This is a genomic window from Streptomyces sp. NPDC088246 (assembly GCF_044741025.1).
Classification (GTDB): Bacteria; Actinomycetota; Actinomycetes; order Streptomycetales; family Streptomycetaceae; genus Streptomyces.
In genome coordinates this window covers 104,589-125,009 of record NZ_JBIURV010000025.1, presented here as the reverse complement: position 1 = coordinate 125,009, position 20,421 = coordinate 104,589, and the positions used below count along the sequence as shown (strand labels likewise).

Annotated in this window: 16 protein-coding genes; 8 read left to right on the top strand and 8 right to left on the bottom strand. The window is 69.6% G+C overall.

Annotation, left to right across the window (positions count from 1 at the left end; translation table 11 throughout):
- Positions 1-62: 62 nt before the first annotated feature.
- Positions 63-1,895 (bottom strand): MFS transporter, encoded by a 1,833-nt coding sequence (locus ACIPEK_RS30395; RefSeq protein ID WP_402002509.1) that lies wholly within the window; start codon positions 1,893-1,895, stop codon positions 63-65.
- Between the two features lie 224 nt (positions 1,896-2,119).
- Positions 2,120-4,558: a D-alanyl-D-alanine carboxypeptidase gene (locus ACIPEK_RS30390; RefSeq protein WP_402002435.1), complete on the bottom strand. Its 2,439-nt coding sequence runs from the start codon at positions 4,556-4,558 to the stop codon at positions 2,120-2,122.
- A gap of 164 nt (positions 4,559-4,722) precedes the next feature.
- Between ACIPEK_RS30390 and ACIPEK_RS30385 the strand changes: the two genes are divergently transcribed.
- The 3 genes from ACIPEK_RS30385 (at position 4,723) to ACIPEK_RS30375 (ending at position 7,004) form a co-directional block, all read left to right on the top strand.
- A complete protein-coding gene (locus ACIPEK_RS30385) occupies positions 4,723-5,445 on the top strand; it encodes a GPP34 family phosphoprotein (RefSeq protein ID WP_093894223.1) in 723 nt (240 codons plus the stop codon).
- A gap of 259 nt (positions 5,446-5,704) precedes the next feature.
- Entirely contained in the window at positions 5,705-6,574 is an 870-nt protein-coding gene (locus ACIPEK_RS30380) for a helix-turn-helix domain-containing protein (protein ID WP_383067115.1), read from the top strand.
- A gap of 223 nt (positions 6,575-6,797) precedes the next feature.
- Positions 6,798-7,004 carry a DUF397 domain-containing protein gene (locus tag ACIPEK_RS30375; protein WP_093894221.1) on the top strand — a complete coding sequence of 69 codons (207 nt, stop codon included), beginning with the start codon at positions 6,798-6,800 and terminating at the stop codon, positions 7,002-7,004.
- A gap of 195 nt (positions 7,005-7,199) precedes the next feature.
- Here ACIPEK_RS30375 and ACIPEK_RS30370 read toward each other — a convergent pair whose 3' ends face one another.
- The gene (locus tag ACIPEK_RS30370; protein WP_402002430.1) at positions 7,200-8,039 is read right to left on the bottom strand and encodes a hypothetical protein; all 840 of its coding nucleotides are present in this window, start codon (positions 8,037-8,039) and stop codon (positions 7,200-7,202) included.
- 80 nt (positions 8,040-8,119) lie between these two features.
- On the opposite strand from ACIPEK_RS30370, the gene ACIPEK_RS30365 reads away from it, so the two are divergent.
- Positions 8,120-8,902 (top strand): SDR family oxidoreductase, encoded by a 783-nt coding sequence (locus tag ACIPEK_RS30365; RefSeq protein WP_402002427.1) that lies wholly within the window; start codon positions 8,120-8,122, stop codon positions 8,900-8,902.
- A 386-nt stretch (positions 8,903-9,288) separates the two neighbouring features.
- Positions 9,289-10,860, top strand: coding sequence for a sodium:solute symporter family protein (locus ACIPEK_RS30360; protein ID WP_402002424.1), 1,572 nt, complete (start codon positions 9,289-9,291; stop codon positions 10,858-10,860).
- A 162-nt stretch (positions 10,861-11,022) separates the two neighbouring features.
- Here ACIPEK_RS30360 and ACIPEK_RS30355 read toward each other — a convergent pair whose 3' ends face one another.
- On the bottom strand, positions 11,023-12,138 hold the full coding sequence (locus tag ACIPEK_RS30355; RefSeq protein WP_402002421.1) for an ADP-ribosylglycohydrolase family protein: 1,116 nt from the start codon (positions 12,136-12,138) through the stop codon (positions 11,023-11,025).
- 673 nt (positions 12,139-12,811) lie between these two features.
- On the bottom strand, positions 12,812-13,603 hold the full coding sequence (locus tag ACIPEK_RS30350) for a DUF2785 domain-containing protein (RefSeq protein WP_402002418.1): 792 nt from the start codon (positions 13,601-13,603) through the stop codon (positions 12,812-12,814).
- A gap of 471 nt (positions 13,604-14,074) precedes the next feature.
- On the opposite strand from ACIPEK_RS30350, the gene ACIPEK_RS30345 reads away from it, so the two are divergent.
- The 3 genes from ACIPEK_RS30345 to ACIPEK_RS30335 all read left to right on the top strand — a co-directional run bounded on the left by ACIPEK_RS30345 (position 14,075) and on the right by ACIPEK_RS30335 (position 16,752).
- Positions 14,075-14,659 (top strand): helix-turn-helix domain-containing protein, encoded by a 585-nt coding sequence (locus ACIPEK_RS30345; RefSeq protein ID WP_383067103.1) that lies wholly within the window; start codon positions 14,075-14,077, stop codon positions 14,657-14,659.
- Positions 14,656-15,933, top strand: a complete 1,278-nt coding sequence (locus ACIPEK_RS30340; protein ID WP_402002415.1) for an MFS transporter — start codon at positions 14,656-14,658, stop codon at positions 15,931-15,933. Before ACIPEK_RS30345 ends, ACIPEK_RS30340 begins: the two co-directional genes overlap by 4 nt.
- Positions 15,934-16,320: 387 nt before the next feature.
- Positions 16,321-16,752, top strand: coding sequence for a hypothetical protein (locus tag ACIPEK_RS30335; RefSeq protein WP_383067097.1), 432 nt, complete (start codon positions 16,321-16,323; stop codon positions 16,750-16,752).
- Positions 16,753-17,034: 282 nt separating this feature from the next.
- Here the strand turns inward: ACIPEK_RS30335 and ACIPEK_RS30330 are convergent, their stop codons facing one another.
- From ACIPEK_RS30330 to eccD, 3 genes are all read right to left on the bottom strand, one after another.
- Positions 17,035-18,153 carry a serine hydrolase domain-containing protein gene (locus ACIPEK_RS30330; RefSeq protein WP_402002506.1) on the bottom strand — a complete coding sequence of 373 codons (1,119 nt, stop codon included), beginning with the start codon at positions 18,151-18,153 and terminating at the stop codon, positions 17,035-17,037.
- 191 nt (positions 18,154-18,344) lie between these two features.
- A complete protein-coding gene (locus tag ACIPEK_RS30325) occupies positions 18,345-18,467 on the bottom strand; it encodes a hypothetical protein (RefSeq protein WP_402002412.1) in 123 nt (40 codons plus the stop codon).
- Positions 18,468-18,938: 471 nt separating this feature from the next.
- Positions 18,939-20,408, bottom strand: a complete 1,470-nt coding sequence (gene eccD, locus ACIPEK_RS30320; RefSeq protein ID WP_402002409.1) for a type VII secretion integral membrane protein EccD — start codon at positions 20,406-20,408, stop codon at positions 18,939-18,941.
- Positions 20,409-20,421 lie beyond the last annotated feature (13 nt).

The following is a 20,421-nucleotide window of genomic DNA, read 5'->3' as shown; positions in this document are numbered from 1 at the left end:
CGCCCGCGGGGAGGGACCGCGCACGATCGGCTCGCACCACCGCGCTGCGGCGGCGGCCGAATTCAGCGCAGCTCCTCCGGGCACGGCGTGCCGGGTGACAGCTGGTAGGGCGCGGCCAGCCGGTACACGCCCGGCCGCGGCGCGAGCAGTTCCGTCCACTCGTCGCCGTCCTCGTCCTCCGCGACCTTGTTCAGACAGCCGTTGGTGTTGACGAAGGTCCGCGGGCTGCTCTCGTCCTCGCGCTGCTTGGACTCCTCGGTCTCCTGCGGCCGCTCCAGGCTCTTGCCCTTGTCGTCGACCAGGGCGAGCCAGCGCGAGTACGGGATGCGGATCAGGATCCGGCCGGGCGTCTTCACATGGATGGTCAGCTCACCCGCCTCTGCCCGGTCCACCGTGGCCGGCGGATCGGCCAGCGGCACCGGGCTGTCGACCTCGAAGAGCCGCCAGTTGGCGTCCGACCAGACCGGCTTCAGATACGGCAGCCCCTGGTCGACCAGCTCCGCCTCCTGCACCGCGCCGGTGGAGTCCGGTGTCCCCTTGGGCAGCACCACGTAGCGCACGGCCCAGCGGTCGAGCCACTCGCGGTAGCCGGCGCTGTTCAGGGTGTCGTCGTAGAAGAGCGGGTTGCGCTCCATGTCCGCCTGGCGGTTCCAGCCACGGGCCAGATTGACGTACGGCGCGAGCGCGGATGCCTCCCGGTGGCTGCTCGCGGGCACGACCTCGACCCTGCCGCGCTCCGCGCCGACCTCCTGCAGCTCATTGACCAGCGGGGCCAGCTCACGCGTCCAGGAGGCTGCGGGGGCGGTCCGGACGATGTCGTCGACGCCCTTGAAGCCGATCCAGAAGTTCAGCCCGACGAACGCGAGAACCAGCGCGTACCAGCGCCGGGAGCGCGGCTCCGTGTACGGCAGGGCGGCAAGCAGCACCACACCGGCGAACAACATCGCCATCCGCGTAACGTTCGAGCCGATCTGCGAGTCGACCACATAGGTCAGCAGCGTCCCGACGCCGTACACGCCGGCTGCGGTACGGACCGTCTTCCAGTCGCGCGGTACGAGGACGAAGACCAGGACTGCGAAGAGGAACGGCAGCGACAGGGTCGCGATCGACATCGGCTGCGTACCGGAGAAGGGGAACAGCCACGCGGACAGCGCCACGACCGCGACCGGGGCCAGGCCCAGCGCGTACGCCCCGGGGCGCCGCTTGTTCAGGAAGAGCGCGGCGGCGACCACTCCCAGGAACAGTCCGGCCACGGGGCTGCTCGCCGTCGCGAGCCCGGCGAGCGGGGCGGCGACGGCCGCCTTCGCCCACCTCCTACGAGGGGCGCAGCGACAGCTGCTCCGGTGGAGCCGGTGCTCGCACCGGAGGTACGGCCAGCAGAACACCGCGGCCACCGCACCCACCGCGAACATCATGCCGAGCCCGAACGTCACCCGCCCGGACAGCGCGTTGCACAGATACGCGAACACCCCGGCGAGCGAGCAGGCGAGCGGATTGCGGACGGCCCGCACCCGGACCAGGATCAGCGCGGTCAGCGCCGCCGACACGGTCCCGGCGACCATCATCGTCGTACGCACGCCGAGCACCGACATCAGATACGGCGACACGACGCTGTACGAGACGGGGTGCATGCCCCCGTACCAGGCGAGGTTGTACGCCGTACCGGGGTGCCGGCCGACGAATTCGGCCCAGGCGTCCTGGGCAGCGAGGTCGCCGCCGCTGTTCGCGAAGAAGAAGAACCAGAGCACGTGGGTGACCGCGGCGGCTGCCGTCGCGATCGTCACCGGATGCCGAAGCAGTCGCTCGGCGCGGGTCCGCCGGGACGGGGCGGTGCGTGGCTCGGGGGCGACCGGATCGGGCGCGGCTGTCCGCGTATTGCCGCTGCTGCCCCTCATGCCTGCGCTGTCGGCCGCCTCATGGCCGGGCTTCGGCCCCGCGGTGGTCACTACGGCTCTCCCCGTCTCCCCGTATCCGCCGGCCCCGTGTCCCGTACGCCTGTGAGGACGCCTTCCAAGCGTCCTTGAGTTGCTCCGGGACGCTAACACGTACGCAGTCGGGAAGAGGGTGCCGGGATCGGCACCCTCTTCCCGTTACCGGGCGGTTTCGGCCATCCGGCCGGTCAGCTGATCCGGGTCAGCTTGTCCCCGAACGCCGGCTCCGCCAGATCGCTCTGCAGCGCGACGGCCACCTTCACCTGGCTGGTGCCCTCACCCACGGTGAGCGTTCCGACGTGGGTGCCTGCTGCCGCCGAGTGCGGGATCGTCTTTCCGTCGTCGGTCAGTTCGATCCTGACCGTGAGACCGGGCCAGCCGACCGCCGACACGTCCTTGGTCGCGACCACCGGGGTGCTGCCGCCCAGTCCGTCGGAGACGGTGCCGACCACATCGCCCTTCTTCACGACCTTGGCGCTCGTCAGCAGATCCTGGGTGGCGACCATGGCTTCCTTGCTCACCGCGTTGACGGTGTCGATGATGGCGGGCTTGTGCTGGCCCAGCACGGCGCCGACGATCAGCTGGTCGGTGTCGCCGACCATCTTGTGGGCGGCGAAGAGCAGGTTGCCACCGGCCTTGGTGGTGGAGCCGGTCTTGATGCCGAGCGCACCGTTGTACGGAACGAGAGTGTTGTAGTTCCGCCAGTTCTTGCCCGACGGGTCGGTCCACGACGGCAGCTTGGTGATGTCCATCAGCGCCGGGATCTCCACCAGCTTCTGACCGAGCTTCACCTGGTCCTCGGCCGAGCTCACCGTGGTCGCGTTGAGACCGGACGGATCGGTGTAGGTGGTGTTCGTCATGCCGAGCGACTTGGCGGTGTCGTTCATCTTCTTGACGAACGCCTCTTCGGAACCCGCGTCCCAGCGCGCCAGCAGCCTCGCGATGTTGTTCGCGGAGGGGATCATTATCGCGGAGAGTGCCTCCTGCTCCGTGAGCTTGTCCCCGGCCTTGACGGTGTTGAGTGTCGACTCGCCCTCCGAGTCCAGCTTGCCGTCCGACTCCGCCTTGGCGTCGATCTTGATGGAAGGGCCCTTCTCGCCCCTCTTCAACGGGTGGTCCTTGAGCACGATGTACGCGGTCATCGCCTTGGCCACGCTGCCGATCGGTACGGCCTTCTGCTCGCCGAACGAGTCCACCGTGCCCAGGCCGGTCGCCGCCATGTAGCCCTGGCCCTCGCCGGGCCACGGCAGGGACGGCTTGCTGCCCTTGAAGGTGTACGTCGGCTTCGCCGACATCTGGAGCTCGGGTTCCGGAAGCGGGCGCACCATCTGCACGATCGCAAAGACGATCAGCAGCAGAAGGACCAGCGGGGTCCAGATCTTGACCCGGCGGACAGCGGTGCGGACCGGCGTCTGAGGCGGCGGAGGCGTGTTCGTCAGCTCGGCCAGCAGGTCGAGCGGCGGCCTGGGCGGCATCGGCTGCTGCGTGGTCCGCTCGGCTCCGGAGAGGGAGGCGGCGGGCGGCGGTGTGCCGGGCGCCTGGGCGGAGGCGGCTGCCGGCACCTCGGGCTTGCGAGGCGCGGGCGCCGGTCGTACGTCGTCCGCACGCAGCGGTACGAACTTGCTGGTCCGCTCGGCGGCGGACTCGGGCTTCGACTCCGCGTCCGGATCCGGCTTCGAGGTGGGCGGGATGATCTTCAGCGCGGTCGTCGGCTGGTCGACCTTGGCCGCGGCAGGCGCCCTGAAGACGGCGGTCGGCTGATCGATTCCGCGCTTGTCCTCAGCGGTGTCCGGCTTGTCGGCCTTGCGTGCCTTGCTGTCCGCGCCGGCGGTGTCCTCGGCGTCGGCTCCTGAAGCTGCTTCGGCGTCTTCGGCGCCTTCCGTGTCCTCGGATGCGTCGTCGGAGGGCTCGTCTGCGGCGTCGGCGTCGGCGCCATTCGACGCGGTCGCCTTGTCCGAGGCTGCGTCGGCCGGAGTGACCGGCTCGGGCGCATCGCCCTCCGACGCGGCGCCGGCATCCGCGCCGGTGTCCGCATCCGCGTCGGGCGCGGTCTCGTCCTCGGACGTGGCGGCCTTCGCGTCGTCGTCGCCCTTCGGGCCCTCGTCGCTCTGGTCGTCGTCCTTCGTCACCCACGCAGCGACCGCCGCACGCAGCCGCGTGTCGTCCTCCCCGGGCGCAGCGGCATCAGCAGGCTCGGCGACGTCCGCGTCCTCCGAGGACTCGGCGACGTCCACGCTCTCCGCGCTCTCCACGCTCTTCGAGGACTCGGCGGCCTCGGAGGACTCGTTGGAGGACTCAGAGGCCCCCTCCGGGACCTCAGCGGCCTCCCCCGCCCCCTTGGCGGCCTCAGCGCCTTCAGCGCCCGAGGAGCCTTCCTGAGCCCCGGAGGCCTCCGGCTGCTCCGGGCCCTGGCCGTCCTCACCGTCGCCCGACGGGACCGGTCCCGTGCGGAAAACGGCCGTCGCCGTGTCCGTCCCGCCGCCGGCTCCCGCCCCGGCGGACGGTTCACGGAAGACGGAAAGCCGCGGATCGCTCTCGCTCCGAGCCGTGCCCGACGACTTCTGCTGCTTCGACTTGTCGGGGGACTCGTCCGCCACCGATGCCTCCTCCATGCGGCGCGGGGACATCCCCGCGCTGTCCGAACCATCTACCAGTGTCCCGTGTGAACCACCGGCCCGGCTGCTAGACGAGAACGACATACCTACTGGTTCCCACGCAAAGCACCCAGGCGCCCTCGACAGACCAATGTGAGAGGGGTCACCCTGTCATTCATCCACGCGGGGAGGCATGGATGGGCAGGAGCCGCAGAACAATTCCGGAGGAGCTTCTGCTGCTCGCTCTGGACCCGGCCACGGGTACCACAGCGCAGCCGCAGTCGCTCGACCTCGGCCTCGCCGGAGCTCAGCTAGTGGAGCTGGCTCTGGCAGGACGGATAGCCCCTGACGGGGATCGTATCGCCGTGGTGATGCCACGGCCGACAGGAGATCCGACTCTGGACTCCGCACTGGAACTGCTGCGCCGGCGCGGCAGCCCGGTTCGGGCGGTCCACTGGATTGGCGGGCCCCGGCTGGGGCTGCGTCAGATCTACCTCGCTCATCTGGAGCGATGCGGCATGGTGCATGCCGTGGCGGGCCAGATGTGCGGAGTGCTGCCGACGACTCGCTACCAGGCGACGGACACGGCAATCAGCCGGGACATCAGATCCAGGCTGGACAGTGCGATCCGCACCGGCGTACCGCCGGACCCGCGGACCGCGGCGCTCGCCGCGCTGGCCCACGCGGTCGGACTCGGCAAGCACCTGTATCCCGGGAACGAGGGGCGTTCATCGCGCTCCCGGCTCCGGGACCTGATCAGACACGACCCGATGGGCGGGCTCGTGGCGCATGCCGTGATGGACGTCCAGAACGGGGCGGTCGCACAGCCGCGCCGTAACCAGGCGGCCGGAGTGCCGTTGCAACCGCAAGTGCAGTCGCAGTCACGCCGCGGCAGTATGGCGCACACCGCGGCCCACTAGGACCGCCCCCGTCGCCACACGCACCGCAGCACCGCAGCACCGCAGCACCGCAGCACCGCAGCACCGCAGCACCAACCGAATACCGCCGCGCCGTCGTCCCCAAGACCCGGTTCGGGAGCCGCACCAAGCGCGGGGCAGCCGGAAATCTCGGCTGCCCCGCGCGCCTGCGTGTCGCCATTTCCCAGCGCGGCCGGGGGCATGGGTGGCAATCTGCTCAGCAGTAGATACGCACAGCTACATAGCCGGAGGTGCCGTTTCCGTGCCGTCCAACGTCAATCCCACCGTCAGGCGACGCCGATTGGGCCAGGAATTGCGCCGACTGCGCGAACTCAAGGGCATGACGGCCGAGGAGGTGGCGGAGCGGCTGCTTGTCTCGCAGTCGAAGATCAGCCGCCTGGAGAACGGCCGCCGCTCCATCAGCCAGCGCGATGTACGTGATCTCTGCGGGGTGTACGAGGTCGAGGATCGCCGGATCGTCGACTCGCTCATGGAGATGGCCAAGGACTCGCGTCAGCAAGGCTGGTGGCACGCTTTCGGGGACATCCCGTACAGCGTCTACATCGGCCTGGAGACCGATGCCGAGTCGCTGCGGGTGTACGAACCCCAGGTGATCCCCGGCCTGTTGCAGACCCGAAGTTACGCCGAGTCGCTGATCCGCGGCGCGTTGCCGGAGGCCCCGCCCGCCGACATCGACAAGCGCGTCAGCGTCCGGGCCCGCCGCCAGGACCGGATCACCTCCCCGGAAAATCCGCTGCGACTGTGGGCGGTGATCGACGAGTCCGCGCTGCACCGGCTGGTCGGCGGCAAGCAGGTGATGATCGAGCAGTTGGAGCAGCTGGTCGAGCTGTCGCAGCTGCCACATGTGACCGTGCAGGTGCTGCCGTTCGACATGGGCGCGCACCCCGGCATCAACGGCCAGTACGCCATTTTGGAATTCCCGGACGCCGCGGACTCCAGTGTCGTCTATATCGAGGGCGTCACCAGCGACCTGTATCTGGAGAAAGCCAATGATGTGCAGCGGTACAGCGTCATGTACGAGCACCTGCGGGCACAAGCGCTGAATGTGGAGCAGACCCGGCACTTCATCAGCGACATCGCGAAGGAGTACGCCGGGCGCTCGGGCGCGTAAAACCGGACAGCCCACAAAGTCCGGTTTGCGGGAAATGAAGCGAAGTTACGGGAGGGGCGGCGGTAAGGTACACCGCCGCCCGCCCACAATGGAAGACCTTGATGGTTTATACCATCCGGTCGAGTGAACGACCCCTTCACTCAAGAGAATTGGCGAGTAGCGTCGATCACGCCAACCGGAACCTGTTGGTGTCATTCACGCGACTCTCTGAACCGGAGTGAACATGGCCATTCGTCAGGGTGCTACGGACAAGTGGACGAAGTCCTCGTATTCCGGGGGCAACGGCGCCTGCGTCGAAGTCAAGTCCCCTCTCGCACAAGCTATTGCCGTACGCGACTCGAAGGCCCCCGAGGGTCCTTCGATCACGTTCGTCCCCGCAGCGTGGAACGCCTTCGTACGTGACGTCGGCACGGGTGCCGTCGACGCCTGACCGATACTTTCCACCGTTCGCATCGCAGCATCGCTTCCGGTGCTGCCGGTAGCCCTCTCGACTGGTCCGCCGTCCTGGCCGAGGGGGCTCGATGCCCGACCCGAAGAATGCCCGACGCGGAGAATGCTTGACCCGGAGAATACTTGACCGGGAAATACCCGGCCGGGAAATGTCTGCCCCGGAGATCCGGGGCTCTCAGCGCAACTGATCGACGTGGAGATCGGTGCCGGGCACGGTCGGAATGAACGGCGCCACCAACTCCACCCGCCCCAGGCCGGACTCCTCGACCATCGCGTCGAGCCCGGCGAAATGACCGTCCCAGCAGTCCCGCGGGTCCTCCTGAAGGAACCACAGCAAGGTCAGCCGGGTGTCGACGCCCTCGACCTGCTTCACATAGGTCATCCGGTCACCCGGCAGCGGCGTGGGGCGGAAGACGGTCACCATCGCCGTCGGGGAGCCGCCCAGCCGCTTCGGCAGATGCCGCGAGCGCAGCCATTCCAGCAATTCGGCCCGCTGCTCCGCCCCTTCGGCGTCGATCACCTGAAGGACCAGCCCGCGGTAGGGGTGGTCGAGTGCGTGGAAGTCCCGGGGCCCCGCGGCGCCGTCCCGGTAGACCGTCGCCTCGTGGTCCTGGAACGCGGTGAACACATGGGTTCGGTCCTGGTAGACCCGGCCGTCCCGGTTCAGCCGCTTGTTGATCCCGACGGTCCACTTCATGTGGTCGTCGTAGCGCCCGTCCGTCACCCAGTACGTGGACAGGTAGCATCCCGCGCCGACCGGCTGCGCGACCGCGGACTCCTGCGGGTAGCGCAACTCCTGGAGCTCCCGGGTGGCCACCCAGCGCCGCCCGGCGAACATCCAGGGCATCGCCATCGCGCCTGCGTAGTAGTGATCGTCTTCGTACCATCTGTTGTACGCGTATTCATGGCCCGGGTGCGGTTCGACCATGGTGATCAGTGCGTGGCCGGGATGGACTCCGTACGGTCCCAGCGCGGCCAGTTCGGCGTAGGTGTCACTCCGCGTCTCGTCGCTCATGCCGTTCCCCTTCCGTACTCCGCAGCGGCGTCCTACTCTGACGCCCCGTCAGAAGAACTGCCAGAGCCGGGAGGCCACCGATGTTGCTCGCGGGGAAGACCGTCGTCGTGTCCGGGGTGGGCGCCGGGCTCGGGCACCAGGTCGCGGCGACGGTCGTACGGGACGGTGGCAGCGCCGTGCTCGGGGCACGTACCGCCGCCAATCTCGCCAAGTCGGCCGCGGAGATCGACCCGGAAGGCCGGCGCACCGCCCATCTGGCCACCGACATCACGGACGAGGCGCAGTGCGAGGCGCTCGCCGCACTGGCGCTGGAGCGGTTCGGACGGATCGACGCGGTGGTCCATGTCGCCGCCTGGGACAGCTACTTCGGCGGGATCGAGGACGCCGACTTCACCACCTGGCAGTCGGTCATCGACGTCAATCTGCTCGGCACACTACGGATGACCCGCGCCTGCCTGCCCGGCCTCAAGGAGCGGGGCGGCTCGGTGGTCGTCATCGGCACGCAGTCCTCGGTGGCCGCACCGTCCCAGGTGCAGCAGGCGGCGTACGCGGCCTCGAAGGGGGCGCTCACCTCGGCGATGTACTCCATGGCGCGGGAGTTCGGCCCGCACCGGATCCGGGTGAACACGGTGCTGCCCGGCTGGATGTGGGGTCCACCGGTGCAGGCGTACGTACGGTTCACGGCACACACCGAGGGTGTGCCCGAGGCCGAGGTGCTGGGCAGGCTCACCGAGCGCATGGCGCTTCCGGACCTTGCCACGGACGGCGACGTGGCCGAGGCCGCCGCGTTCCTGGCCTCGGACCGGGCGCGGGCGATCACCGGGCAGTCCCTGCTGGTCAATGCCGGCGAGCTGATGCGGTAGGACGGTTCACAACACCGGTCCACAAGGCCGCTTCGCAAGGCCATTTCACAAGGCCGGCTCTCCTCCCCCTCGGCCGCACGGGACCCGCATCCCGTGCGGTCTTTCTGCGCTCCTCGGTACTCCTGACGCTCTGCACAGCCTGACGAAGTGCCCGCTCATCGTGTGGCCGCCGTCACGTTCGCGACAACGCTCGCGTGAGTCAAGACCAAGCAAAATCGTTCGACTTACTGATCGGCGTTCACATCCCTGATCGCGAAAAACCTTGACCGAGGGACCGGGCAGGCGGTTCAATCCCCGAAGCCCCCGCTCCCGCACGGGGGCCCCGCTGAGCGGCCGTACTGACGAAGTGCGTACCCGTTCATAAGGCGGACCCCAGGAGGGGGCACATGAACAGTCTCGACTGGGTCGTGCTCATCGGCTACTTCGGCGTGATGATCGCGATCGGGCTCTGGTCCCACAAGCGTGTGGACAACGTCAGCGACTTCTTCACGGCAGGCGGCAAGATGCCGTGGTGGCTGTCCGGCATCTCGCACCACATGTCCGGCTACAGCGCGGTGATGTTCACCGGTTACGCCGGTATCGCGTACCAGTACGGCGTCACGTCCTTCGTGACCTGGTCGCTTCCGATCGCCATCGGCATCGGCATCGGCGCCCAGCTCTTCGCCCCCCGGCTCAACCGGCTGCGCTCGCGGCTGCATGTCGCGTCCCCGCTCGAATACCTGAAGAACCGCTACAACATCCAGGCCCAGCAGGCGCTCGCCTGGTCCGGTCTGCTGCTGAAGATCGTGGACGTCGGCGCCAAGTGGGCGGCCATCGCCACCCTTCTCTCCGTCTTCACGGGCATCTCGATCACGCAGGGCATCTTCATCACCGGCTGCATCACCGCCGTCTACTGCACGGTCGGCGGCCTGTGGGCCGACGCGCTCACAGAACTGGGGCAGTTCGTCATCCAGCTCTTCGCCGGCGTCGCGATGCTCGTCACCGCCATGGCCGAGCTCGACGGCTTCAGCACCCTGTGGACGGTCTGGGACAAGCTGCCCGAGGGCCACACGAACCCGACGGCCGGCCCGTACACCGTGACCTTCCTGCTGGCGTACCTCTTCATCAAGACCTTCGAGTACAACGGCGGCATGTGGAACCAGGCCCAGCGCTACATGGCCACGGACTCCGCCGCCTCGGCCAAGCGCTCGGCCCGGCTCTCCGCCGTGCTGTGGCTGGTCTGGCCCACGGTCCTGTTCTTCCCGATGTGGTGCGCCCCGCTGCTGGTCCACGCGCAGAAGCCGGACGCCTCCGACAGCTACGCCCTGATGACCGAGCAGCTGCTGCCGCACGGACTGCTGGGCCTGGTCGTCGTCGGCTTCTTCTCGCACACGATGGCCATGTGCTCCTCGGACGCCAACGCCATCGCGGCGGTCTTCACCCGGGACATCGCCCCGGTCCTCTCGAAGGCGGCCCGCACCTGGAGCAGCCGCACCGGTCTGCTGGCGGCCCGGGTGTCCACGCTCGGCTTCCTCGGTCTGTCGATGGCGCTGGCCACCCAGATCAACTCGCCGACGTTCAAGGACATCATCTCCGTCGTGATCAAGTGGGTCGCCGGTCTGATGGGCCCGATCGCGATTCCGTTCATGCTGGGCCTGCTGCGCAGGTTCCGTAAGTCGGGTCCGACGGCGGCGCTCGTCAGCTGGGCTGCGGGTCTGCTGGCGTTCTACTTCACCAACTACAACTTCGACGGTTCGGTGAAGACGGATGTCGCGCTGCAGTACCAGGTCGCGCTGCCGCTGGCGATCTCGCTGGTCCTCTACATCGTGATCGGCTTCATCAAGCCGGAGGACACCCCGGAGCGCGACGCGATCATCGAGCAGATCAACTCGGACGGCGACGGCTCGGCGGCCGGGGCGACGGTGCCGGCTCAGGCCGGTCCGGGGGACGCGGCGGTCACAGAGGGCGTGAAGGACTGACGCTCGCCGCTCCACGGGGTGGGGTGGGGAAAAGAACGTGACAGAGAACCGTTTCACTGTCACGTTCTTTTCCGCACCCCTGCCCTCGCCCGTGCTCCGCGTGCCGGCCGCATGGGCAGCGCGCGTCAGCCGTGAGCAGCGCGGGTCAGCGCGGGTAGCCGGTCAGCCGCGCGGGTAGCGGGTCAGCCAGCCCGGCGCGGCGGCCGACGGGCTGTGCAGGGCGGGGCCCTGGGTCATCTCCATCGCGAAGTCGTCGGCGAGTTCCAGCAGGGTGGCCCGGCCCTCCAGTTCGGCGAGCCAGGCCGGCGGCAGCGCGGTCTCGCCGTGCAACGCGCCGAGCAGTGCCCCGCACAGGGCCCCGGTGGCCGCGGAAGGTCCACCGTGGTTGACGGCCAGCCGCAGCCCGTGCCGCACGTCCTCGCCGACCAGGGCGCAGTACACGGCGACGGCGAGGACCTCCTCGGCGGCGTCCGTGGTACCCAGCGACTCGATCAGGGCCGGTCCCGGAATGCCCTGGCGTACGGTACCGAGGGCCCGCTTCAGCGCCTCGGTGACCGGTTCGTGCCCCGGGCGCTCGACGAGCAGGGCCAGCGCGTGCTGGACGGAGCCGTCCAGGGTCTCGCCGCGGGCCAGCCCGTGCATCATGACGGCGAGGGCGCCCGCGGAGAGCAGGGCGGTGGGGTGGCCGTGGGTCTGGGCGGCACATTCGACGGCCAGTTGGAGGACGAGCTGGGGCTCCCAGCCGACGAGCAGCCCGAACGGGGCGGACCGGGTGAGGGCCGCCGAGTCCCGGGCGGTGGGGTTCTTGGGCTTGTCGAGCGTGCCCATGGTGGTGTCGCCGAGGCCGGTCAGGCATTCCCGGGTGGGGGCGCGGCGGGCGTAGAGCCACTCCTGCAGGGCGAGCCAGCCGTTGTCCTTGCGCCGCTCGTCAGGCCCCCAGTCGCGCTGCGTGGCCGCCCACCGCAGATGGGCCCGGTGCACATCGGTGGGCGGGTGCCAGGCACCGGTGTCGCGGCGGACCTGGGCGCGGATCAGCCCGTCGACGGTGAACATACTGAGCTGGGTGACGGCGGTGACGGTGCCGCGTCCGCCGTGCGCGGGTACGAAGTCGGTGACGGCTTCGGCGCCGTGGGCGGCCCGGATCTCTTCGAGCGTGAGACCGTCGACGCCCGCGCCGAGCGCGTCGCCGATGGCCCCGCCCAGCAGAGCGCCGCGTACCCGGCTGCGGAAGTCCTGCTGCTCGGCACGGCCCCACACGGCTGTGGTCCCTGTGCTCACCGTGCCCCTCCCCCTCCGCGTAAGCCGTCCGTGCAAGCGGTCCGCGTACGACTGCGCAGCTTTGACGCGCAGCACTGTAATCGAACCGGAACGACCGGTTGTGGGCCTGAACGGAATGTACGGAGTAGATCCTGCGATCACTTTTGAACGGCATTCTCCGGGGATTTCCAGGTCTCGGAACGGCAGTCGCCCATGGGCTGTAGTGGCTCCATGGCTGCTATGACCATTCACGTACCGAAAGAGACGCGCGACCACCTTGCTCAACTGGCCAGGGAGCGCGGGTTGACCCTGAGCCGACTATCGAACAGCTGGCCGCGCAACAGCTGACTGCGGCCAGATGACAGAGCGTGTCGCCACAATTCGGCGAGGAGTCGGGGCGCGCGGCGCCGGGGAGAGCGCTGCGGTACCTGCGGCAGAAGCCAGGGAAGTCGCTGGGGGGTTGACCACGGGCTTCGCCGTTCTCCGGACAGCAGGGCGGCCTTTACGTGATCAGGTCTGCCCGGGGCGGCGGGGGCCTGCGTCCGCTGCGGGACCCGGCGGCGACGGGGCGGCGACGGGGCGGGCAAGGGTTGAGCGGGGAGGAGGACGAGGCCGGTGTGCGCGATCAGCGCCATCCCCGTCGTCCGTGGAGGGCGTGCGCACCGGTCTGCCCGGCCGGACCGGGTGCCGTCGGTCAGCGTCTGACGATCCGGTCGAGGACGGTGGCGATGCCGGACTTGACCGCGTCGCGGTGGTGAAGGGGTTCCGCGGGCAGTTCGCTGGTGGGGCGCACGCCCCGGTCGGCGAGGATGTAGAGCAGGCGCAGGGTGCGCAGGCAGTTGCTGATGTGAGCGGGCACCGGGGTGCTGATGCGATCGGCCCCGAAGCGGTCGGCGATCGGATCCAGCCAGCCGACGGCGTCGCGTTCGCTCAGGTCGGTGCGGGTGAGGACCCGGGCGATCGCCCGGGCCAGGCGGTCGTCCTCCATCTGGTCGTAGACGTGGTCGGTGGGCGCCGTCAGCCGCGCGGCTGCGAGGTCCAGCATCCGCACCGGCGCCACCTCGGGGTGGCGGCCGAAGCCGGCAAGCAGGTCCGCGCCGTGCGCCACCGCGTGAAGCCAGCCGAGCGTCTCGTCGTGGCCACGCAGATCCTGCTCCGCCGGGTACCAGTGCTCGAACGCGTCCACCCAGCCGGCCTTGAAGTCCCCCGCGGCCACCAGCATGTCGAGCACGAGGGGCGCGAAGGTGCGGGCCTCCACCCGCGGGTCGGTGAACCGGGTGGCCATCTCGTCCCCCAGCTCCAGCCGCCGGGACGTCCCGATCGCCCCGCGGGCGATCCAGGTCGCGAGGACGGTGTAGGGCGCGCCGTCCCGGACCAGTGGATCGGGATCTGCCAGGGCACGGGACAGCTCGCGGACGAGGTCGTCCATGGGCCGGTCAGTGGGCACGGCACAGTCGGCGGCCTCGACGCTCTTCCAGTCGGTCATAGCGGGCAGATTAGGTCCTTGCCGTTGCCGCACGCCTGCGAATTATGTCCAGGTATCCCTCTCAACCCGTCAACTGCCCGACCAGAGGCAGCAGTTCCGGCGCCTGCATCACCCTGCCCACCGAAGCCGGAAAGAGTGATGCGCAGCGCCCCGGTCCGGCGCGCGATCGCCGCGGGTCCGTGACCGGCCGAAGCCAGACCACCGGTCACGCGGCGCTCGGAACATCGGAACGAAAGCCGGTGCCAAGCCCCGGGCGCCGTCCACGGAAGCGTGATGCTGCCCGCGCGGCGCATCCGGGTTCCGGCATCCCGCCGTCGACCGCCTCGCCGCCCTCGCGGTTCCACAGGCGTCGATAAAGAAACCTTGGCAAAGGAATCTTTCTAAAGATACCTTTAGATGGTGACTGGAGACCAAGCCGATCAGGCACGTGAAGCATGTAAAGCCGGTGAGCCCCATGAGCAGCCCACCGGCGTGCCGGATACGCCGGTGCGGGAGACCGTGCTCAGCGACCCCCGCGCATTGCGCGCGTACGCGCACCCCACGCGGATGCGGCTCGTCGGAATGCTGCGCCGGGAGGGACCCTCCACGGCCACCAGGGCCGCCGAGCTGATCGGCGAGTCCGTCGCCAGCTGCTCCTACCACCTGCGCATGCTCGCCAAGTACGGGCTGGTCGAGCAGGCCGGCGGTGGGCAGGGCCGGGAGAAGCCGTGGCGAGCCGTCGCCAAGTACACGTCGTGGCCGGCGCACTCCGACGATACGGCCGTGGACGAGGCGGCCGTGGCGCTGAGCACGACGGTGGCCGAGCTGTACTTCGAACGCCTGACGCGTGCCATGGAACAGCGTCATCGGCTGCCGCGCGAGTGGCGGGAGGCGGAGGAGTTCGGCGACCACCAGCTGTATCTGACCGCCGGCGAACTGGTCGAGCTGCGCGAGCGGATCAGGGAACTGCTGAGGGCATACGACGGGCGCAACGACGATCCGGCGCTGCGGCCCGAGGGCGCGCGCATCGTGGAGTTCCTGCGGATCGCCCACGTGGCTCCCGAGGACGCGTCGTGAAGCGGCCTCAAGCGCTGATACCCGCGCTGCTACGGGACCGGGCGTTCCGGCGGTACTGGACGGGACAGGCAGTCTCACTGGCGGGGGACCAGATATCACTGATCGCCATCCCGCTCGCCGCCGTGCTCGTCCTGGGGGCGGACGCGGCGGAGATGGGCTGGCTGAAGGCCGTCGAGCTGCTGCCCGCGCTGCTGTTCAACCTTCCGGCGGGGGCCTGGGCCGACCGGTGCGGGCGGCGCAGGGACGTCATGATCGCCACCGATCTGGCACGAGCCGTGCTGCTGGTCTCGCTCCCGGTGGCGTACGCGCTGAACGCCCTCACGCTCTGGCAGCTGTACGGCGTGGCCTTCGGGATCGGTGCGCTGACGGTGCTGTTCGAGGTGTGCAACGCGACACTGTTCGTGTCACTGGTGCCGACCGAGCAGTTCGTGGAGGGCAATTCCCTGGTCAACGGCAGCCGCTCGATGGCCTGGCTCACGGGTCCCGGTGTGGGCGGCGTGCTTGTGCAGATCCTGACCGCGCCCGTGGCGCTGCTCGCGGACGCACTCACGTACGTCGTCTCGGCCGGGCAGCTCGCGCGCATCCGGTCCGTGGAGCCGCCGCCCGTCGAGCGGGCCAAGGGACACTTCACGGCGGGGATGCGCTGGGTGTTCCGGGAGCCCTCGATGCGCGCGATGTTCATTGCGTCGGGCAATGTGCAGTTCTTCAACTACATCTTCCACACCCTCTTCGTGCTGTACGCGACACGTCAACTGGGCCTCAGCGCGGGAATGTTCGGAGCCGTGCTCAGTGCCGCTGCGGTGGGTGGGCTGATCGGGGCGGCGGTCAGCGGGGCGGTCGTCCGGACGATCGGCGTCGGACCGTCCGTCGTCGCGGGGTTCGCCCTCTTCACCGTGCCGCTGATGCTGGTGCCGCTCGCGGGCGGGGCATTGCCGGTGGTGCTCGGGACGCTCTTCGTCGCCGAGTTCGTCTCCTGCGTCGGCGTGATGTTCGTCGACATCGCGGCCGGTTCGCTCCAGATGGCGCTCATACCCGACGCGCTGCGCTCTCGCGTGACGGGCGCCTACCGAACCCTGAACCATGGCTTCCGGCCCCTCGGAGCCCTGGCGGGCGGGGCGCTGGGGGAGGCGGCCGGGCTGCGGACCGCACTGTGGGTGGGCACGGCCGGGGCGGTGCTGAGCGTGGTGTGGATCCTGTGCTCCCCGGTGGCCGGGATCCGAAAGCTACCAACTCGTAGTGCCGCGTCAGGCAACGATTGCCCTGTTGTGATGTGACGCGCCGCATGGGTCCTACAGGGGGCCGGTGTGGGGGCGGACCTCTTCGGGGCGGGGTGGTCGGCCCAGGCCGAGCGTGGGCTCAGCAGCGGGTGCATGTTGTGATCAGTGCCGACTTCAGCGAGAAGACGTGATCACGCAAAGGCCGCCCCACTGTCCGGTGAATGGCGAAGCCCGTGACCAACGGGCCGCACACGGGCGGAGGTTGAACGCCAAGCTCAGACGCGGGATGTCGCACACCAGGCCGTTTCAGTTGCCCCGACCGTCTCAACGCGGTACGCGTACGCCCGAGTCCGCCCCGGGAACCGGGCGGCGTGCGCGGCACGACGCGACATCGCTCGGCTCATAGAGTGAGCACTTCATCAGACCAACGATCCGCGAGGGCCCATGTCTTACACCACCACACGCCCCACCGTCACCAGGCGCGCCCGTCTCGGCCGCCGCACTGCCGCCGCACTGCTCGGCGCCGCCGCCCTGACCGGGCTGACCGCGGTCACCGCGCCGTCCGCCGGCGCCATCACCTGGGACCACACGTACTCAGGCACGGGCGTCAAGGTCTACGTGAAGGAGCACGGGGACATCATCCGCGTGTGCGACACGTCCGCGAACGGCCACTCGGCCTGGGTGGCGGTCATGGACATCACCGACAACGTCGATCATTACAAGCTCAAGGCCAGCGGTGGCAAGGGCACCTGCGCCACGCATCAGGCCAGTGAAGGCGGCAGGTACAACCTGGCGGAGTACTCCCGGATTGCCCTCAACTTCGAGGGCGCGGGCGGAAACGGTTCCTACTACGTGAGCTTCGTCAACGACCACTGACAGCCGCGACGGCCCGTGCGCGCCGCGCACGGGCCGCTCCCGCACCGCACGCCGACCGTCGCCCCTCCGCGATCACCACGGCCGACGCACATTCTCCCGCTTCTGTGCAACCGGGAAGCCGAGCCCAGGTTCGGGTGCCGACTTTCGAGGTTTGGGGGCCCGCCGCTGCCACTACCAACGACGAGGCCACGACCTCCACATGCGGTTGCAGTACCTAGGCGGCTTCCCGGCCGGCCCGGCGCACCGGCGACTTCCGGAGCACGGGCCGACTCGCCCTGCGGTTCAGCGGCACAGGGCGGTGTCCACGGCGGCCTCCACCCGCTTCACGACAGCCTCGTCGGTCGGCATGGCGGTCACCGCGACACTGGCGGCGCGTCCGTCGTCGGTGGCACCGCCCCGGGTCTCGTATCCAGGAATGTCGCCGCCGTGGCCCCAGTACACACCGCCGCACGACAGCGGCTTGCTCGCCAGCCCCAGTCCGTAGCGAGCGCCGGTACCGAGATAGTCGGCGGGGACGGTGGTGCGCATCTCGGCGAGCTGGGCCGCCGGGAGGAGGCGGCCCCCGAGGAGCGCGGTGTAGAACCGGTTGAGGTCGGTATTGGTGGAGATCACCGCGCCTGCCGCCCAGCCCAAGGAAGGGTCCATTTCCGTGTAGTCGCGCAGGGGCCCGTCCGCCGAATCCCTGAAATAGCCCTTGGGGTGGGGCTCGCGAATGGTCATGTCACCTGGGGCGGGGAAGTACGTGTGGCGCAGTCCGACGCGGTCGATGACGCGCCGGGTGATCTCCTCGCCGAGGGGCCGGCCCGTGACCTTCTGGATGATCAGGCCCGCCAGCAGGTAGTTGGTGTTGCTGTACTCCCATTTCGCGCCCGGGGGGAAGTCGGCCTTGTGCTTGAGGGCGATATCGAGAAGGTCCCGGGGTTCGTAGTACCGGTGCTGAAGAGTGGTGCGGTCCAGATCGCCGGTGTACTCGGGAAGTCCGCTGGTGTGCTGGAGGAGTTGGCGGACGGTGATGCGGCGTCCGTCTATCCCGTCCCCGCGTACGAGGCCCGGCAGATAGGTGTCGATCGCGGTGTCGAGGCCGACCTTCCCCTCACCGACCAGCTGCAGCATGACCACGGCGGTGAACGTCTTGGTGTTGCTGCCGACCCGTACCTGCCCGTCCCTGGGCACCTTCGAGCCGGTGGCCAGGTCGCCGACCCCCGCGGTGTAGGTACGGGTGCGGCCCTCACGGCCGTCGCGGCCCTTGACGCTCGCCAGCGCGGCGGGCATGCCGTCGGTGCGCACCAGCGCGCTCAGGCTCTGCTGGACGGTGTCCGGCCTGGTCGCTGCGGAGGCCGCCGGCGGCGCCAACGCACCCACCGTCATGACACCGGCGATCACCGCGACCGCGGCCGACACGGCCTTGCGCCGAACGCCCCGCCTCCCGCCGCGGGAGCGGAACCTCTGCCATGTCTGCTCGTGCACGAAACAACTCCTGCCAGATCGAGGGGAACCGGTGGCGTGTGCGGTGCCCAGCATCTCCGGGTGCGGCCGCCCGAAGTGATCCCGCTACCTGCCCACTTCCGGGTAGGGCTACCCCCCGGGTGCACTCAGAGAAGGCAGAAGTTACGCCGGAAGGCGTCGAGTTCGGCTGCCCGGCCGATGACGGATGCTCGTCTGCGGTCCTCGATGATCTGTTGCATCGAGCGGCGGCGCGGCCGGGCTGAGGGCATACGGCTCAGTCCGACAACACGGTAAGCAGCTCCGGGAGGTGTCCGTCGGACGCGGCAGCCGCCGCAACCCGCTCCTGCGGCACATCGCCGTACAGCGTCGTACGCGGCTTCGCCGGGCGGCCCGGGAGCGGGCCGCCCCGCGAACTGGGCGTGATCGACGCCGTGCTGACCGATCACGACCGGCTCGGCTGACATCGGCGGGCCGGGCGCACCCACCCCACTGGTGCGCGTGCCCTCGCCGGTCACGGCTTGTCGTGGCCGGCGCGCAGGCTCGCTGCGAGGCTCAGTTGAATGAGAACGGACGTCACGAGGGTCGTTCTGACCGGCCTGACGGGCCATCGGGACGTCGTCGCCGAGCGCGCGTCGGCCCTCACCGCTTCGATGTGTGTGTTGGGGGGCGGCCCGGTCGCGAAGGATGAAAGCGGGTACCGGGTTCAGCGCATCGCGCCGAACGTGTTCCGGGCTCGGAATCTAACCGCTGGTCATGCTGCGTGCCGAGGAGTACACGTCGAGGACGGCCAGGCAGAGGGGGACGAGCGCGAGGAGGAGAACCACCTCGGCCAGGTCGGAGAGACGGCCCCAGAAGGGTGACAGTCCCCTCTTCGGAATGATCAGAGCGATGCCGATCAGCAGGGCGGCACCGGCCGTGACGGCCGTGGCGAGCCACAAGGTACGGATGTCGAGCGGCCCTCGGTCCTGTTCCGTCAGGAGCTTGATGACAGCGCCGGTAGGCGGATTGAGCGACAGCCCCAGCACCAGCAGGCCCAGGGCGGCGAGGCCCGCGCCCAGAACGGCGGCGACTTGGGCGGTGTAACGGAAGAGCCGTGCTCGCAACAGCATGGCCAGGCCTGCGACCAGCGCGAGGGTCTGGCCCCAGACGTCACTGGAGAAGCCCAGGACAGCGGCGGCCGCGACCACCACGACGCAGCAGCCTCCGACAAGGCCCAGCAGCAGCTCGTGCCCGCGCCGGGCCTGGGCCGCGATGCGTTCGGCGTCGACAGGATCGGGCTCGCCGACGCCCGGCTCGTTGTCGAGGTCGGCGTCCGTCGTGGGGCGGGGGGCGGCGTAGCCGATCGGCAGGTGGGCCACCCGCGCGGAGAGCCCGGGCAGGAAGGCGATGGCGCCGATCGCGACGACCGCGCAGACAGCGGCGGTCTCGCTGGGGCGGGCTTCGGTGAGGATCGAGCAGAACGTCGCGAGGGTGCCGACCGCCGAGGCGAAGACAACGGCGACGAAGGGGGCGTCGCCGGTCGGCATCGCGGCGACGAGCCCGGCGGAGACGACGAGCACCGTGGCGCAGCCGAGCAGGAACTGGAGACGCCCGATACCGGTGCCCGGGTCGAGCGCGAGGAGGCCGGACCCGGCGATCATCAGGTGCGGCAGAGCCGCGAGGCCGAGCGCGATCGCGGAGGCCCGGTCGCCGTAGCTCCGCGCCCTGACGCCGGCGAGCGTGACGAGCAGCGTACCGACGGCGGCGGCAACGATGCCCGGCAGTCCATGCATGTCATGCCGGACCGGGTCGGCGAACCAGAGCACAAAGCCCATGAGCACGAGAAGGAGCGCGCCACCGAAGCGACCGGAGACGCCCAACAGCTGGTCGCTCCACAGTGCGCGGTCGCGGCGGACGGCGGACGCGACCGCGTCGGCGACATCGTCGAAGACGGCCGGGGGGAGCGATTCGGCGAAGGGCCGAAGCCGCAGGACGTCACCGTCCAGGACCCGCTGGACGGCCAGCGGGTGGGTGGCGTCCAGGAGGGTGCCGTCGCGGCGGGCCAGGTGGTAGCCGGGAGGTACCCCCGGTGGTGTGGCCTGGCCGGTCAGCCGCAGGATCTCCGGAAGGAGATCGGCGACAGCGACATCGTCCGGGAGGGCGACATCGATACGGCTGTCCGGTGCCACGACCGTTACTCGGCTAAAACCGGTTGTCAGGGTCGAACTCACCTGATGGATCCCC